Genomic DNA, 19,099 nt, shown 5'->3' on the forward strand with positions numbered 1-19,099 from the left:
GGGAGTAAAATATAGTTTGTTATTACGTTTAACAAAAAACTTATCTCCTTCAAGACTAGGAGTAATATTTAGATTTTTTACTATTGACTTGTAAATATAAGAATTCTGTATATCAAAAGTTTTATGTGATACATAAAAAGTTTTTATACCGGTAGCAATAAGTATTACGGCAAAAATATATAATAACCAGGCAAATTTATTTATAAGGATAATACCGCCGTAAATCATTATAGCTCTGAATATTATTACGCCTATTATCCCGAAAAATAAAACACGATGTTGATATTTCCCGGGAATTTTAAAAAATTGAAAAATAATAGAGATAACAAAGATATTATCAAGTGACATAGCTTTCTCAATAAGAAAGCAAGTATAATATTCACGAGCATGATCTGCCCCCGTATTATAGTAAACATAGATACCGAATAAACAAGCTATTCCAAAATAGAAAAGACTAAAAAGTACGCTTTCTTTAAAGCTCATTACGGTATTTTTTTTATGTACGATTCCTAAATCAAGAATTAGTAAAGCAAAAATTACCGTATAAAAAATAATCCAACTCATTTATTTATCTCTTCATTTTATATTGCATGTGGAAATATAACCCTCCGCCAAACATAACTCTTAACTGGAATTTTATAGTATTTTCTCCTTGTTTTAAATAAGGTTTGATATTAATCGGTAAAGTCCTAGCTTGTAGTGCTTGACCTTGGTCATTTCCATTGTTACAGTACCTTTTCTCATCTAGAGAATTAACGTCAGTAGGGAGGCTAAGTAGCTTTGTGCCGTTAACATATATTAATGTGCAATCATCATACCATAAATCTTTTACTTCAAAATACTCAATATCGTCCATTATTGCATCTAAAGTTACTTTAAATTCTACAGTATGCAATATTGTATTCTCCGGTTTATTTGTTGCATCTATAAATGCCCCATCCTTTGGAAATGCCATAATGCTCCCCTGTTGTACCGGTTTCTTGTTTAAGATATAGTCGCCTATTTTAGTTACCGGATTATAAGGGGTCTCAGGTAATTGGCTCGATGGAAAGTCGTTATAACCAACTTTTATAGGTAATCCTGTAGACTCTCTACAGCCGACATTTTGGCCTAAAGGTTCGAACTCGACAACTTTCCTATCAAAATATGATAAACAATAGCGTTCTAAAGGTTTACTAGGATCAATGGGTATCCAATTCGTCGAGCATCTTCCTTTTGCAAGGTCACCTATGTCAGTTTCGTCCCATATCGCATTGCCACTGTTAGGATCAGAAGGAGTAAGTGCTTTGCACTTAGGAACTAATATAGGAGCACAAAGATTTAGCTCTTGCCAAGTTTTATCTCTTACATCGGAAACGGCAGCATCATATGTCGGCTCAGGAGTAGTGTGTTCATCTCCTTTTGTATATGTTACTGTATAATATGCTGAATCATCTATTATTGCTCCTAGGCTAGATAAGGGATCAAGTCTATCTTTATAATCTCTGCTTAAAACACATATTGGAGTATTAGGGTTATCATTATTGGTATAGCAGTTACTCGGAATATTATTTATATTGCAAGTATAAATAGTAATACCTTGCACTGTTTCTTTTAGAGTACAACTACTTATATTTGTATCTTTGCTGCATAAACCAAGGTTTGGATATTTAACATTATATGTATTTTTAAAATCTTTGCAATTTGTAGTATCTTTGTTATTTAGTTTAGCAAGTACGCAATTTATCGAGTCATTATTGTAACCGGGAATAGGCGAACCATCAGGTAAGGTAGGGATTGGAAGAGGGTTACAATGTTGGAAATTTTTTGGCATCAAGCAGGCATGCGTTCCGCCTTGAATATATTTACCGTTTATATATTCTAAATATTTTAAATATAACGCATTCGGGTTTGGATTTCCGTTACTATCGTAAGGTTTCGTATCTTTTTCATTCGGATCATTTTTATTTTTATATTTACCGTGAATAGTCAATTGATTTAGAGCATTCTCTCCTGAAAACGGCATAGCAATATACTTATCCGCTGGATCTGGTGGGCTTTTGTTTGGATCAGGAATAAACGCAACAGAAGAGCTATAATCATAGCCGGCAAGTTTTACTATACTTTCCGTATCAGTAGAGCTAGAAGATGCGGCGTATGATAACGGTGTTACAAGAGTGCTTGTTTCATCTATAATGCTAATAGTCCCATCTTCTTTTTTTTCTCTTACCTGCACTGAAGCAATGAATTGCGGTTTATAATAAGCATCGTTGGAATTGCTATTAGTACAGGTAATTCCGGCATATTGTCTTGAACATTCATAAGCAGCTAAGCTGTAAGAGTGATTTACTCTTGGTACGCAATCTATTAAATTACTAGACTCAAATAAACAAATATTATTAGGATTTTGCTTATCGTTTTCGTTATTACTAATAGAGACATAAAGATTTCTAGCTCTATCGTTATTGTCTTTTAAAGTGACATCTGTCTTTATAGGCATTAAGCTATTTGTATCTTGTCCTTGTTTTTCAAGAAATTGTACGCTTACATCCTTAAATTCGCCGATATTAACGCCCCACACTTTTTGGCAGGTAGTTGAACTAGAACTTGGACAGTCCGGTATATCGCTTATGTAATAATCGCTAGGTGCTTCTACATTTCCAATTTTCTGCGAATATACTATTCTAAATCCATCATTACAACCGTCAGCTGTAACACTACATGGCGTAGGGATATCTGTATTAATACATGGGGTACCGCCTGAAGTGTTCTTACACGATTTAATTAAATCTTTAAAAGCCGTATTAGTATGAGTAATTTTTGCTGAAGAAAAATCTATATTACGTAGTTCTACACAAGTTTTGAGGTCAGGAGGAGAGTCGGTGCAAAGCGGAACAAGATTGCTAAAGCTAACACGTACGGTATTATTAACAATATTGTTTCTAACGTTTGATACTACACAAGGCGGCAAGGTTGAAGATTGTTTAAATACAGGTTCTCCTTTCTTAATATCCTCTGGAGTATTTTTTATGCTACATACATTATTAGCACTAGCATTAATGCTAATATAATCTAAATTTGGACAGTATGGCGGTGGAAAAGGTCCTAAAGGTAATTGTACGCAACCAAAAGAATAGTTATCTACGGAACCGTTCAATGATCCAAGTGCTTCAATAACTTTTATTATTAAACTAGGAAAAAAATTAAAAATTTCTCCTATTGCATCAAGTATTGATCGAAGTACTTTTATAAATTCTGAATCTTGATCTATCATACCAACAAGCTGCCCTAATAAACTCGGTAAACTTGCTCCTTTTACCGTTTCAACTAAAAATTTTAATACTTTTGCAATAGGGCTAAGTTCATTAGTTTGGTGGAGAGGTTGACGATTAGGATTCCAGTCCATAGGATCAAGATGTGCTCCGGAATCTGAAACAAGGTTAACAAGTCCAGGATCGCTATAAGCACAAAGTTTAGGAGATTTTAAAGTAACTATTTTTCCATCTACACCGATTATCTTATTATCACTTTCCGTGTAACCGACTTTATTGAGATGTACTCCATCGGTATAACCTGGATCTGCAGGAGAAGCTGTAGCATTTATTCCGGGAGGTGGAGGCATATCCGGTACGGCAATTCTAGCACAAACTCTAGTTAGAGGTAGGCCGTAACCTGTAGGCCATAATACACATTCTCCATCCCAATTTAAAGTAGAGTTTTGATGCCAGCAAGCTGCGGCATTACAGCTTTGAACTCTAATACGAATTTTTGGAGTAAAGTAACTACTATCAGGAGCTTCTTCCGCACATCTATTGAGTAAAAAACCGATAAATGTACCTGGGTAATCAAATTTTAATAAACAAGTATCATTATCGCGACCGTCGCTTTTATTCCAAGGAGGACACAATGTGCCTGGTTTAAAAGGCCCTCTTGGCTTTGCATTGATGCCTCCATCCTTATTCCAAGTTTCCGTTCTATCGCTTTGTCCGCAATTACATGGATCGCTAAGACAATCGGCTATCTCGCCCCAAATAGATGCATATACATTAAATGAGAAAAATGAAAATAAGAAAAATAGTAAATATTTTTTAAGCACTTTAATATGGTTCTTTTATGTTAGTTTTTTGTTGTCATCCTATGGCTTGACCACGGGATCTTGTATCACAGACCGTGTTCTGAGATCCCGCTACAAGCTCGCGAGATGACAAAGAAAAATATCAGTCCGTATTTAACTCATTATATAAGTAATTAATCCAATTATCTGGAGGACCTTGGTATTGTTCAAGTATTTTTTTATAAATATCCATTTCCTCCTGTCTGCTTGATAAAATACGGACAATTCCTATTAAAGCGGCAATACTTAATTCAGAAGCTATAGATTCATTATCCTTATTAATTAAGAACATCCTTGCAGAAAGTATTAGCTGTGATAATTTTCGTATTTCTGGTTCGCTTAAACCTAAAATTTTGTCTAAATCTTCTATTTTAACATCAGACGGTAGAATAATTTTAGTATTAATTAAATTAAGCCAAGGTTTTATAGTATATTTTGGATATGACTTAAGATAAATAAAATTGAAATTACTGACGAGAATACCGTTATTTTGAGATAAATTATTAAAAATTAAGTTTATATTATCGTAATAAGCTTCAGGTTTGTAAAGTTTATCAAAATTATCGGCAGCAAATATTTTAGGTTTTGTGCCAACTAGGCTTAAATGATAAGTAAAAGCATAAATTACTGCTGTACTGATAGCTTGATGTTTCTTTAAGTTATTATTAAATTGCTCTAAAAATTTTCTTTCCGCTGGGTAAAATTGTTTAGAAAACGGCTCGTCAGAAAGTTTATATAAATTAAACCCTATAACTTCCCCTTCTTGAATGTTAAGAGACGGTCCGTCAAATAATCCAGAATATAATTGTCCTTCCGTAAAATCTTTTAATTTATTAAGTATTTGTATTCCTCCTTCCTCTTTAAAATCTTCTAATTTTAAAATATCGGAAAAAATACGTTTTTCTTTTTCAATTGATAAAATTTTATTTGTTAACTTCTCTAGAAAAGATATCTCTATTTCACTAAGAGGTGAAATATAATGACCGCTGATTAATTTAAAAAATTCTAAAATGAAAGCTTGTGATTTTTCTGTATCATCTACTAAAAATGGATTGATAATTTGTTTATCCGGTTCTAACCATTTGCCTTCTATTGCTTCGATAAAAATTTTAGAATCATTATTATTAGAGATATAAATTATTGTTGGGTTATATTTGGTCGATTCTGATATTAGAAAATTCAATAATACGGTTTTGCCGGTTTTTTCCGTACCAAAGATGCAAGTATTACCTTTATTCGTTTTATCATGAAAATTCATGAAATATGGAGTACCTTTTTCAGTTCGCAGTAAAGTGACAGCTCTACCCCAAGGGTTATATTGATTACCGAGTGTAGTATTATGAAGAGCAGTAAGAGAAGCAATATGTTCTACGGATAATGGTGACATTCTACGGATAAAGGCGAAGTTAGCAGGTAATTGCGACCAAAATATTTGCTCAATATTAAGATCTTCTTTTACATGAATAATACCAAGTTTAAAAAGCTCGGTTGATGCTTTAGCTACGGCTGCATCTAGTTTATTTTCATCTTCTTCTATAATGGCAATTGAAATTTGCTGATTACAAAATTGAAAAGCTAAGTTAGCTGCATCAAGCTTATTAATCCCTTTGTGATTAAGTAAAGTTGAGTCGTTGGTAATTTTTAGAATATAATCTTGACCTTGCAATTTGGATATTACTTGTTTTTTGCTAACAAAGTAAAATATTTCAGTTATTATTAATTCAATCGGTAACTGTAAAAATTTATCAAGTGCATTAGAAGGAGTTTCTTGATATTCTTTTATAGATAGTAAAGAAGCGAATTTGTCATTTTTCTCATGATCCGTAACTACCATTTTATCGCCGCTAATTGTATAAGTACTTCTACCTAGGGCACCTGATAAATCTATTATAGGTACCAAACAATCATTATTATTAAGGTTAGCTATTCGATTATATAAAAATAAAGGGTTAGAAAAAACATTATCATTTTCAAATATTATACCGAGTTTTTCAGCACCGAATTCATTTAAATCATTTAAAATATTATTAGTGATATTTTCTAGTTTTTGAAAAGCTGAATCCAAGTAGTTATTTTCAAAATCAGTAATTAATTTATTAGATAAAGAATTTATTAAAGAGTTAAAATTTTTGATATTAACTTTAGTGGAATCATGTACTATAGATACATATAAAGTATTAACGAATTTATCATTCCAATGATTCTTTCTTTGCCATAGTGCATGAATATTTGCCGGTAATAATTTTTTGTAAGGAGTGGGATCGTCTAAATTTTGTTTTTCTCGTATTGTATGCAGCCAAAAAGCAAAATCATAATCAGTTATGTTCTTTTTTATAGAAGCTCTAACTATTTCACGTAAATTTTGTATGTTGTCGCTGATTTTATCTGAATTAATGCCGTGTATTTTGATAATTTGTAGTAATTTACCGTCTTTGGTAAGTAAAGTATGTTCATTATAATGACATGCGACAGGTATAAAATTAGGAGCATTGTAATTATATATATCCTTGTCAAATTTTCGTAAATCACTAAACACAAATAACCTGAATTTAAATTATCGCTTTGTATGCTAATAGAATTTGTTGCATATCAACCGTCATTGCGAGGAAAAATTGAAAATTTTGACGAAGTAATCTCAGGAGTTTGTTATTATTTCCTGAGATTGCCGCGCAGCCTATGGCCGCTCGCAATGACGAGAGCCGTGCAACATAGCCAATTTTTCAAATTAAACGAGTATACCACAAAACTTTATCTTATTATTTATATTTAATAAACAATTATTCACTATATGTAGTGATTTTTTGTAATCCTCCCATGTAATTTATCAAGACATCAGGTACGGTTATTGAGCCGTCTTCATTTTGGTAATTTTCAAGTATTGCAACCATAGTTCTTCCGATAGGTAAAGCAGAAGCGTTTAAAGTATGAACTAAGGTAGTTTCGTTACTGCCGAATTCTTTATATCTTGCTTTCATTCTACGTGCTTGAAAATCTCCGCAATTAGAACAGCTTGCAATTTCACGATATTGTTTCTGTCCCGGAAGCCATACTTCTATATCATAGGTTTTTTTTGCTGCAAACCCCATATCTCCGGTGCAAAGTAACATAACACGATAAGGTAGACTCAGTTTTTGTAAAATAGTCTCTGAGGCATTAGTTATATATTCATGCTCATTTTTTGACTCTTCCGGGGTAGTAATAGATACAAGCTCTACTTTACCGAATTGATGTAATCTAATCATGCCCCTTGTATCTCTACCGCTACTACCTGCTTCTGATCTAAAGCACAGGGTATAAGCAACGTAACGCATAGGTAATTTTTCTCTCGGTATAATAGTATCGACAACCATGTTTACTAAAGATACTTCTGCGGTTGGAATTAATCTGTAACCGTTCGTTGTTGCAAAAGACTCTTCAGCAAATTTAGGTAGTTGTCCTGCGTTATACATGGCATTATCTCGAACTAATACCGGAGGTGATATCTCAAAGAAGTCAAACTCTTTAGTATGAACATCAATCATAAAGTTAATTAAAGCACGTTCTAGCTTTGCTAAATCGCCTTTTAACGTTACAAATCTAGCTCCTGAAATTTTAGCAGTTTGTTCAAAATCCATTAAATTTAATTTTGTGCCTAGCTCAAAATGCTGCTTATTTAAGGCGTTGGAGTTCACTTCTCCATGAGTACGAACTAATTTATTCATGCTTTCATCAATTCCGTAAGGTACTTCTTCGTCCGGAATATTAGGAAGCATATTTAATAGTTCATTTAATTCGTTATTATTATTTAGATCCTGCTCAAGTTCTTCCAACTTCTCATTTATATGCTTGACATCGCTTTGTAACCCTTCGAACTCTTCACCGCTTTTAGATGCCATGTTACCTAAAATCTTTGATTTTATCTTGCGTGCGCGCTGAAATTCTTGAATTAAACTCGTGATTTTCCTTTTCTCTCCGTCGAGCATAGCAATTTTACTAGACATAGGTTCGATAAATCTTTGGTTAAGCTTTTCATCGAATAATTCTTGATTTTCTCTAATCCATTTGATATTTAACATTTAGTGTCCTCGGTTTTTCTATAAAATTACATATCATTATTGAAGTTTCATATAATAAAAGTAGCGGTATTGCAAGAGCAAACTGGCTTAAAATGTCAGGAGGCGTTAATATTCCCGCAATAATAAAGTTAATTACCACAACAATGCGTCTTTTTTGCTTTAGTGTTTGGACTTTAACTATTTTTAATATATTTAATATTATTATCACAACCGGTAGTTGAAAAGCAACTCCAAAAGCAATAATTAAATGAATAACTAAAGTTAGATACTCGCTAATTCTTGCTTCCAAAACTATCGGTACTATCATATCACGTTTTTCAAAGCTAAGAAAAAAATTCCAAGCTTTCGGCATCACAAAATAAAAAACAAAAATACTACCGCACCAAAATAAAATAGGTGACGTGAAAAGAATAAAAGCAATAATTTTTTTTTCATGGCGGTGTAATCCGGGACTGATAAATAAATAACACTCCAAAGCAATTATTGGTATAATAATAGTAAAAGCAGTAAAAGCTGCAAGTTTAATATAAGTAAAAAATGCTTCTGTAAGTCCCGTATAAATTATATTTCGTACCGTATCACCGCTTAGCTTAGCAAGTGGTTTTAATAAAAAACTATAAATATTGTCGCTAAAATAATAGCAAATAGCAAATATAATTATAAAAGTAGTAAATATTCTAAGAAGCCTTATTTTTAATTCTAATAAATGTTCTTGAAAACTATATAATTTCATAATTATGCGATTAACTTATATATCAACATTATAAACCTTTTTTAATAATTGTCATATTTTTTTAATAATTAGGTAGTTAATTTCTTGCTATATATTTTTAAAAATATCGGTATAAACAACATACTAAGCAGAGTATTACCTAAAAAGAATACAGACCAAGTAAGATATTTTGCACAGATACCGCCAAGGCTAGCTAGAAGAATACGGCTAAGAGAACTAAAAGATGCAATAATGGAATATTGTGTGGCAACAAATTCACTATTGCAAAGGCTAGCAAAATAGATAGCAATAATAGTTCCTGCAAAACCGGAGCAGAAATTTTGCATCGTAACGGTTATTATAAATATTTGAATATCATGTCCTATAGTAGCAAGAACCATAAACATAAGAGGTGATAATAATTGAATAACTCCGCCAATTAAAACACTGTGAAATATACCCATTTTTGCAGCTAAAACGCCGCCTAATGCTCCCCCGACGATCATGATTAGTAACCCGTAAGCTTTGTAAATAACGGCAATTTCATGAGTAGTAAAACTCAAATCTAGGAATAAAGGTGAACTCATAGCCATAGGTATAGAATCCGCAGCTTTATATAGAAAGACAAACAACATAATTAGCAGTATACTCGATGAACCCCCAAAATTGGCTGAGTCGTCTTTGTAAGTCCTCGGATGCTGAACGTTTATTATATGCTCCGTTCCTCGGCTTACAGCTAGATTACTCTTTTCTAAGTTGATCTTCGTATACCTCTTCATTTCACAGGCGTCATTTTTTAAGGATATAATACTTTTTTTAATGACCTCAAAATATTGTTGTAATCCTATTAAAGTATTAGTTGTATGACGTTTTTCTTTAGGCTTTGGTTCTTTGATACATAAAATTACTATAGGTCCAAGTATAGTAATAAATAGAGCAAATTTATATACCATATTCCAGCCAAAAACAATTGATGAATATAAAGCACCGACACTGCCAAGTAACATACCTAAACGAAATCCTATACTACTAAAAGTAAAAGCCATTGAAAGCTCTTCTTTTGACGTAGGTCTCTCGATTCTATACGCATCAAGTACAATATCTTGAGTAGCACTACAGAATGAAACAATAAATAAGATAATTGCAGTAATATATAAATTATTACAAGGGCTTATGTTTAAGAATCCCGTCATTGCTAAGATTAAAAATATTTGTGATACTAATGCCCAGCCACGTCTGTGACCGAATTTAGAGCATAAAAAAGGTATAGAGTATTTATCTATAAAAGGTGACCATATGACTTTTAAGCAATATGGAAAAGCAGCTAATGATATTGAGCCTATTATATCAGTGGTATATTTTGCTTCAGATAATTGGTATGGAACCGTGAAAAAAATTAAATTAAACGTAAGACCGGAAATTAAGCCTAAAAGTACAATACCGATTAAATATAATTTTTTTTGCACAAAATCTAGTTATTTATATTTCATTTTTAGAGTGTAAGGGGCTACTTTGGAAAATATTTTTCCGACTACAGGTATTTTGGTTACAATAGTGCTGATTAAGAAAAAGGAAGGAATAACATTTCCTTTAACCGTAATTAATTGCTGCTTGGTATCAATATTACCTTTCATAGTAAAATCAAAGAACGGTCCATGTGCTTCCGTATCAAAAATTGTAATGATATTTCCTCTATAATTAAATTTACCGGTCATATCTTCAAATAAAATATTTTTATTATTAGTTATTGAACTAAGAAAACCTGGCAACGAAACAAAAGAAACAAGCCGTGTTAAAAAAGGAGTATCAACTACCGTAAAATGTTTTATAGAAAATCTACCGTCTAATATCGGCACTATTTCCCCTTTTTTCACCTCATATCTTTTGGTGTTTAAGTTAATGTTAATCTGACCGTTTTGCATAGTAGTATACATTCCGAGTCCTTTAAGTAATGCTCCGGCATTATCGGATTCAATTAGCCATTGTTCAAAAGTTTCCTTAGCGGTAAGCGACAGTTTAACTTTTTTACTACCGATATCGGCATTTAGAAAACCGGAGAAACACCGCAATTTATCACATTTAATTGCTAAATTAAGATTATCTAGCGTTATATTATTCTTTAAAAGTATTTTTGATATATTAGTTTTTAAATTAATATTACGTGTAGAATCACCCTCTTTTTCTAAAAACTGCATCATATTAGCATTTGATAAATCTAATCCGCTTCCATAAAGTTCCGTATTAAGATTATGGTTATCTATGATTATTTTTCCTTTTAAGTCCGTACGATTATGTGTAATAGAGGCTAGATTAATATTATAAATATTTTTCTTAATTAAGGCATTACCGTTAATTTTTAGATTATCCTGCCCTGAAAGGTTAAATTCGATATTTCTATCGAAATTTTTATCATTTAATTTCGTATGTAAGAATAAATTGGCTTTTTTATATAATTTTTTATGAATAGATACTTTATCTATATAAAATTCTAAATTATCAAGATTAGAATTAACAGTAATAAAACTCTCATTGTTATGCTGTTTTTTGTACTCAAAATTTAGAATTGTGCTGCCTGAAATTAATTTAAATACACCGAATCTTTGATTATTTGCTGTAATATTGCTTTTTATTTTAAGTAAACACTCATTATTTTTATCTGATATATCATGATCATAAGTAAAGCTACTTGCATAATTATTAATTTTACCTTTGCCGTTAATATCTAGTTTGTTATCTTTAAAGCTACCTTTTGCTTCGCCGTTTTGTAATAAAATATTATTGTCTAAACTATTAAAAGAAATATTTGTTAATGTCGATAGCACATTATAATTATTAGGAATATTTGGGCTAATAGGAATTATTAACTCTATTATTGAATTTGCTGTTCCTTTTATTTTTTTTAAATCAATATTTTGAGCCTTAATGTTTTGATATGCCTCATTTGGGACAAAGTCAATTAAATCGTTAATTTCGCCTTTAGCCGTAGCATTAAAAACAAATTGCGATTTATCCATTCCTTCCCATTTGAAATTTACGATACCGCCGGAGATAACGCTTTTACTGCTATAAGCTTCGTTAATTAGAAATTTTACTTCTGGTCCTGAAATGATTATATTAGTATCAACCTTGGTTAAAGGCGGTAAATCGTTATGATATTTATATTCAAAATTTGAGATATGTAAATTTGCTTTTAAATTATCTTCCACTAAAATATTTCTTTTAAAAAAGCTTTTATCTAACTTAACACTTAATTCTCCATTTTGGATGTAACCTTGTTTTATATGTTCTCGTAAATATGAGATTATAGGGTTATTCGGAATGATTTTTTCGACTGTTTGATAAATTATTAAAGGCATATTTGCAGCTGTCCCACTCGCCTCAATATTTTTATTGGTTATTATACCGTTTAGGGATAAAAAAGCTTTGTCTCCAAAGGTAAGTTTGCAGTTGATGTTTTTTGGATTATCTTTAGAATAAGCGGTTTTATACGAACATAAAGCATTTCCGAGTGGCAAGCCGGCTCCTTGCTCATCGGTTAAAATATCGCTTTTTATTGAAGTTAACCGTATGTCGGTTAGAACATCTTTTTTGATTATATTTAACGAATAATCACCGGTCATTGAAGTATCTATAATTTCTTCGTCGTTATTTGAAATTACCGAAAATTTATCAACATTAAAATTAGCTTCTATTAACGAATTAGAGAAAAAATTTTTGAAATTAAGAAAAAGATTAAAATTGTTAATTTCTCCCTTAGCATTATCTATCAACCTTAAGGAAATTTTATCTATAGATAACTGATTTTCTTTAAATTCTAAATTATGTAATACGGCTTTTATATCATTTTTACTTAAATAAAATTCAATTATTTTTTTCAAAGGTTCATTTAAATGTCCTTTGTTTGCACTATAAACAATTAGAGTTATAGCGAGAAACAATGAAATAAGAATTATAAAAATACTAATAAAGGTTTTTTTAATAAAATTCATTTGAGCTTGTAAATCTATTGAAATATGATAAAAGCTTTATATACTTGATCAACTTAAAAAATTGACTAAGTCGTCCTATAAGTACTGCAATGCGAACTATATTAAGTATACGCTCCGCTTCTCGTCTTGTGGACCGATTACTTATTTTCCAAGTTGATCTTGTCTATACTACTCTTCATTTACTTGAGGTATATACTTGTCACGTTAGTTGAATATAACTTATAATCTAAAAATTTAATATAAAAATCACAAAAAATTATGAATATTACATTTATCGGTAGTGGATATGTGGGATTAGTCTCAGGTATTATTATGAGCTATTTAGGTCATAATATTACTTGTCTCGATAATAATGAGGTTAAAATATCTAAGCTAAATAAGCAAATATTACCGATTTATGAGCTGAGTCTTGATGAATATTTACAAAAAGTTCTGCTAGCCGGAAGATTAAAATTTACAAATATTTATAATAATGAGCTTCAAAATGCCGAGGCAATATTTATTACGGTCGGTACGCCTTCAAAAGAGTCGGGAGAAGCAGATTTAAAATATGTTTATGATGCTATTGATAAAGTTTCCGAGCATATAAATAAGGATTGTTTAATAGTCATCAAATCCACTGTTCCGCCGGATAGTTGCAATAATATTATAGCTTATTTAAAATCAAAAGGCTTTTCATTTAATGTTGCTTCCAATCCTGAGTTTTTAAGAGAAGGAAGTGCGGTAGAGGATTTTTTATATCCTGATCGTATAGTTGTCGGTGTAAATAATAAAGAGTCAGAAGTAATATTACGAAAAATCTATGCACCTTTAATAGAGCAGGGGGCAAAATTTGTGGTTACCGATTTAGTGACGAGCGAGCTTATTAAATATGCTTCAAATAGTTTTTTAGCTACCAAAATTGCTTTTATTAATGAAATGGCTGATTTATGCGAAAAAATCGGCGGTAATATTAAAGATTTATCTAAAGGTGTAGGGCTTGATCAAAGAATCGGTCAAAATTTTTTAAATGCAGGACCCGGTTTTGGCGGTTCATGTTTTCCAAAAGATATTTTAGCATTAAATAGTCTTATCAAGAGTTATGATATCGATTGTAAAATTCTTGAAGCGGTGATTACAAGTAATAAAGAGCGTCCAAAAAGTATGGTAGATAAGATAAGTACTTTGTTAGACGGAGATTTAAAAGATAAACATATAGCAATTTTAGGCTTAACATATAAAGCAGGAACAGATGATATTAGAGCAAGCCCTGCTATCGAAATTATAAAGATTTTATTAGATAAAGGAGGATATGTTAAAGCGTTTGATCCTATTGGTCTCGAAAACGCCAAAAAGAATTTTGAAAATAAAAATTTGCTATATTTAGATTCGGCGGTTGAAGCCTGTAAACTTACAAATGTCATAGTTATTGCAACTGAGTGGTTAGAATTCAAAGAACTTAATTGGCAAGAAATTTATAATCTAGTAAAATCCCCGATAATCATTGATCTTAGAAATATACTAGATAGTGAAGCAATGAAAAAAATCGGTTTTAGATATTATGGTATTGGAAGTAAGATTTAATAAAATGTCATTGCGAGGAGATTCGTAGAATCGACGTGGCAATCTCAAGATTTTGACATGAGATTGCTTCGTCAAAATTTTCAATTTTTCCTCGCAATGACGGTGAAAACTAAACCCTATAATAATTAAAAATGCGACCTGAATTTATCCATTTAAGAGCTCAAAGCTCCTATTCTTTTCTAGAAAGTGCATTAACTACCGAGAAAGTAGTAGAGCTTGCTTCATCACATAAAATGCCTGCTATTTGTTTGGCAGATAGAGGGAATTTATTCGGCTCATTAGAATTTGCGTTATATGCAGTAAAAAAAGGGCTACAGCCGATACACGGGGTTATTCTTAACATACAATATGATATCAACATTTTTGCTCAAATTTTGCTTATAGCTAAAGATGAAGTCGGCTATAAAAATTTACTCAAACTATCAAGCCTTACTTTTACTAAAAATGATCGTAAAATATGTGATCATATTAATTTTGAAGATTTAGTAAAATATCAAGAAGGGTTAATAGCATTATGCTGTTATACCGACGGTATTGTCGGAAAATGCTTACTGGCTCGTAATGAAGAGCAAGCGATGTTGTTTGCACGTAAATTACGGGAAATTTTAGGAGATCGGTTTTATTTTGAAATTATGAGGCATGACCTACCGGAAGAGCAGTTTATTGAGGATAGTTATATTAGAATTGCTGCTGAGCTTGCTATTCCGCTTGTTGCTACTAATAAAGTTTTGTTTAGCGAAAAAACCATGCATGATGCACATGATGTATTATTATGTATATCAGCCGGCGTTACTAAAGAATATCCTGATCGTAAAACAGTTAGCGAAAATTGTTATTTTAAATCACCGCGTGAGATGGTAGAGCTTTTTTCCGATCTACCTAATGCCGTCCAAAATACTGTGAATTTAAGAGAGCGTTGTTATTTTGCAGCACGCGCAAATCCACCGATGCTGCCTAATTTTGCCACCAAAGATATTAGTGAAACGGATTTAATTAGAAAAGATGCAAAAGAAGGGCTGTTTGCAAGGCTTGCTACAAAATTTAAATCTGAAAATATTCCGCTGCAGAATCAAGAAGAATTGAAAACTGAGTATTTTGCTCGTCTTAATTACGAGCTGGATATTATCTGTAATATGAATTTTGCCGGTTATTTTTTGATTGTATCAGATTTTATTAAATGGAGTAAACAAGAGGGGATTTTAGTTGGTCCTGGTAGAGGTTCGGGAGCAGGGTCGGTTGTTGCTTGGAGCTTGCTTATTACTGATCTTGATCCGATTAAATTCGGCTTGTTATTTGAAAGATTCTTAAATCCTGAACGTATTTCAATGCCTGATTTTGATATTGATTTTTGTCAGGAAAGACGAGAGGAAGTAATTAATTATGTACGTTCTAAATACGGCAATAATAGAGTAGGGCAGATTATAACTTTTGGTAAGATGCAGGCAAAGGCTGTAATTAAGGATGTTGCTCGTGTGCTTAGCTTGCCTTATAAATTCGCTGATTATCTAACGGAGCTTGTACCTTTTAGTGCAGTTAATCCCGTTACGCTTGAACAAGCAATGCGTGAAGTTCCGGAGCTTGCAAATGCTGCTAAAGGTAATGGACTGTATAATTTAGAGGGTGAAGCGGAGTTAATTAAGCTAGTGCTTGATACTTCGTTAATTCTTGAGGGGCTACATAGGCATTCTTCAACTCATGCTGCAGGAATCGTAATAGCAGGCACTGATTTGGTTGATATAGTACCGGTATATAAAGACGCTAACTCCGATATGTTGGTAGTCGGTTATTCTATGAAATATTCTGAGATTGCCGGTTTAATTAAATTTGATTTTTTAGGACTGCAAACCCTAACGGTTATTACCGATTGTAAGAAACTACTTAAAGAGCGGGCGATAGAAGTAGATTTTGACAATATGACCTTTGATGATAATAAGACTTATCAAATGTTATGTAAAGGTAAAGGGGTTGGAGTTTTCCAGTTTGAAAGTGTCGGAATGAAAGATGCACTTAGACGTCTTAAACCTGATTCCATACATGATTTAATCGCTCTTGGTGCTTTATATCGTCCAGGTCCTATGGAAAATATCCCTACTTATATAGCTTGTAAGCATAAATTACAGCAGCCTGATTATTTACATGAGCTATTAAAGCCGATCTTAGAAGAAACTTATGGAGTGGTGATATATCAGGAGCAGGTACAAAGAGTTGCTCAGGTTCTTGCCGGTTATACTTTAGGTGCTGCTGATTTGCTTCGTAGAGCAATGGGTAAGAAGATAAAAAAGGAAATGGAGGAGCAGGAAGAGATTTTTGTTAAAGGGGCGATTGCTAATAATATTTCGGAATCTCAAGCTAAATCTATTTTTGCGACCGTGGCTAAATTTGCCGGATACGGTTTTAATAAGGCACACGCTGCGGCTTACGGCGTTATTTCATACCAAACCGCATATCTTAAAGCTAATTACCCTGCTGAATTTTTAGTTGCGTGCTTAAATCTTGAATTAAATAATCACGATAAAATTAATTTATTCCTGCAAGAAGCAAAAGACAATGGCATAAGGATTATTGCTCCTAATATTAATATTTCTAAAGGGTATTTTAGTGTAAAGCCTGTGTATGACAAAGAAGAAAGTACAATAGTTTTTGGGCTTGGCGCTATTAAAGGAGTTACGCCGAATTTTGGTAAGTTAGTAACGGAGGAGCAAGAAGCAAGAGGAGCGTTTAAATCAATTACCGATTTTATTGAAAGATTACCACCAAAATCTATTAACAGTAAATTACTGGAAAATTTAATTAAATCCGGCTGTTTTGATGAGTTGCATGATAATCGATTGCAATTATTTTCAAGCATTCCAAAATTACTTTCTTATTCAACTTCATATCACGAAGAGCAGGAATCTAATCAATTTAGCTTAATTAAAGTTTCTAGTTTAAGTCCTAATATATTAATTGCAAGTGATTATGCCGATAACAATACTTTAGCTTTTTATGAGTTTGAGGCTATGGGCTTATTTATCTCTAATCATCCTCTTACGCAGTATCAAGAAATATTTAACCGTTTAAATATTTTAAGTACCGCAGATTTACATAATAACTTACCTGACGGTGCTAACCGAATAAATCTTGCTGGGGTGATACAAAAAAAGGATTCTCGTATGTCGGCAAGAGGTAGGTTCGTGACACTTGTGCTTTCCGATCCTGAGAATATATTTGAACTTAGTATTTTTAGTGAGGAAGTTTTAAAAGATTATGTACATTTACTTGATGTTAAAAGTTTGGTAGTCGTTAATTGTGATATAATTAAAGATGAAGGAGGAATAAAACTAACGGCAAAAAGCTTTTCGTCAATTGAAGATGCGATTAATAATAAACAATTTGAACTACAGCTTTATCCACAAAATTATGAAGAATTACAGCAGATAGTAACCTTGCTTGCAGCTCGTACTAATAATAATGAAAGTAATGCTAAAGCTACGATCTATTTACAAAGCGAAGAGGTAAAGAATTTTATAGCAAAAATTACATTACCGGAAAAATTCTTTCTCCAAGCACAAGATTTTGAGATTTTAAAAGAATATATTCGATGAACTTCGTATACCGCAATTCTTTGTATTGTTTTCATAATTTAGAAATATTCTTTGGTGTTTTTTTACCGCTAAATACTGCATTATTATTTTTATTATCGCTAAGCTCCATATATTTTGTTAGTCGATGTTTTTCTGCTATTAACTTTGCTTCTTTTTCTAAATTGATATTTTGCTCAAGATTTGGATCTTTAATTAATTCTTTAAAATAATTACTTATGGATTTTAATCCCAATTTTTCCGTTAATTTACTTAAATACTTATAAAATTTGTTTTTGATAGTTTGTTTTTTAGGCTCTGAGTTTTTATTGAATATATTATCGGTTTTAACTTCTTGTTTTTTATCTTCTGATACTCTCGTATTATTAGGTAGATTTTTATTAACTTCAGTTAATAGTTCATTTACTAAATTTTGTTTTTCTTCTTTAAGTACAGCGTCATTCAAAAAGCTTGATACAGGCGAATTTTTTGAGTGTATTGTATCCAAGTTAAGATTAGTAGTTTCTTGTTTTACTACGTTTGGGAGCGGTCTATTAATATGCTCGTTTTTTGTTTCAATTATAGGTGAATCTATTAACTTATTCTGTCCAAAAATATCTAGCGTTGCTTCCGTAAATTCATCTACTAATTTTTGAGCTTTTATAGGTGTTATTTCTTCATTAAATTTATTTTCACTGTAATCTTTAACCACTTGAGTAATTTCTTCGGATGCTTTTGCTTCCGGTATAGTCATTTTATATTTTTGTGCCATATCTTTTATGACACCATCCAATTTCTTATGCTCTTCTGATAGCTCTAGCGGTTTAGGGTTAGTATTATTTTGTTTCATTTGCCGGAAAATATCTATAGATGGACGATTTTCTATTTTCGCTTGTACTTGTGCTTTGATAAGTATATTTACATCTTTATCATTTAAGCATTTTTCCGATAGCTCTTTAATAATTTGTTCTTTATTGGATCTATAGTAAATCATATAGTATTAGGTGCAATAATAAGATAATATACAAGGAAAAATGTCAACAAGTCCATATAGTGAAGATTTAAGGAAGAAAGTAATAAATTACCTAAAGAAAGGAAGGAGCCAAAAGGAAGCATCAGAAGTTTTT

At 31.8% G+C, this 19,099-nt stretch carries 11 protein-coding genes; 3 read left to right on the plus strand and 8 right to left on the minus strand.

Going from position 1 to position 19,099, the window contains the following annotated elements; translation table 11 throughout:
• The 7 genes from AC1Z7D_RS01625 to AC1Z7D_RS01655 all read right to left on the minus strand — a co-directional run.
• A partial coding sequence (locus AC1Z7D_RS01625; RefSeq protein WP_482601436.1) for a TerC family protein occupies positions 1-564 on the minus strand: 564 nt, incomplete at its 3' end.
• A gap of 4 nt (positions 565-568) precedes the next feature.
• Positions 569-4,075 (minus strand): hypothetical protein, encoded by a 3,507-nt coding sequence (locus AC1Z7D_RS01630; protein ID WP_482601437.1) that lies wholly within the window; start codon positions 4,073-4,075, stop codon positions 569-571.
• 121 nt (positions 4,076-4,196) lie between these two features.
• Positions 4,197-6,629: a VirB4 family type IV secretion/conjugal transfer ATPase gene (locus AC1Z7D_RS01635; protein WP_482601438.1), complete on the minus strand. Its 2,433-nt coding sequence runs from the start codon at positions 6,627-6,629 to the stop codon at positions 4,197-4,199.
• 241 nt (positions 6,630-6,870) lie between these two features.
• The gene (serS, locus tag AC1Z7D_RS01640; RefSeq protein WP_482601439.1) at positions 6,871-8,148 is read right to left on the minus strand and encodes a serine--tRNA ligase; all 1,278 of its coding nucleotides are present in this window, start codon (positions 8,146-8,148) and stop codon (positions 6,871-6,873) included.
• Positions 8,126-8,881, minus strand: coding sequence for a twin-arginine translocase subunit TatC (gene tatC / locus AC1Z7D_RS01645; protein ID WP_482601440.1), 756 nt, complete (start codon positions 8,879-8,881; stop codon positions 8,126-8,128). Before tatC ends, serS begins: the two co-directional genes overlap by 23 nt.
• A 68-nt stretch (positions 8,882-8,949) precedes the next feature.
• Entirely contained in the window at positions 8,950-10,326 is a 1,377-nt protein-coding gene (locus tag AC1Z7D_RS01650) for an MFS transporter (protein ID WP_482601441.1), read from the minus strand.
• A gap of 9 nt (positions 10,327-10,335) precedes the next feature.
• Positions 10,336-12,849, minus strand: coding sequence for a transporter AmpG 3 (locus AC1Z7D_RS01655; protein ID WP_482601442.1), 2,514 nt, complete (start codon positions 12,847-12,849; stop codon positions 10,336-10,338).
• 258 nt (positions 12,850-13,107) lie between these two features.
• Here AC1Z7D_RS01655 and AC1Z7D_RS01660 point away from each other — a divergent pair, with 258 nt between their 5' ends.
• Positions 13,108-14,412 (plus strand): UDP-glucose dehydrogenase family protein, encoded by a 1,305-nt coding sequence (locus AC1Z7D_RS01660; protein ID WP_482601443.1) that lies wholly within the window; start codon positions 13,108-13,110, stop codon positions 14,410-14,412.
• A gap of 131 nt (positions 14,413-14,543) precedes the next feature.
• Positions 14,544-17,996, plus strand: coding sequence for a DNA polymerase III subunit alpha (gene dnaE, locus AC1Z7D_RS01665; protein WP_482601444.1), 3,453 nt, complete (start codon positions 14,544-14,546; stop codon positions 17,994-17,996).
• 31 nt (positions 17,997-18,027) lie between these two features.
• On the opposite strand, the gene AC1Z7D_RS01670 is transcribed toward dnaE, so the two are convergent.
• On the minus strand, positions 18,028-18,228 hold the full coding sequence (locus tag AC1Z7D_RS01670) for a hypothetical protein (RefSeq protein WP_482601445.1): 201 nt from the start codon (positions 18,226-18,228) through the stop codon (positions 18,028-18,030).
• 778 nt (positions 18,229-19,006) lie between these two features.
• Here AC1Z7D_RS01670 and AC1Z7D_RS01675 point away from each other — a divergent pair.
• Positions 19,007-19,099, plus strand: a 93-nt coding sequence (locus AC1Z7D_RS01675) for an IS630 transposase-related protein (protein ID WP_482601266.1), incomplete at its 3' end; no start/stop codon positions are given.

It is taken from the genome of Rickettsia sp., assembly GCF_965035265.1.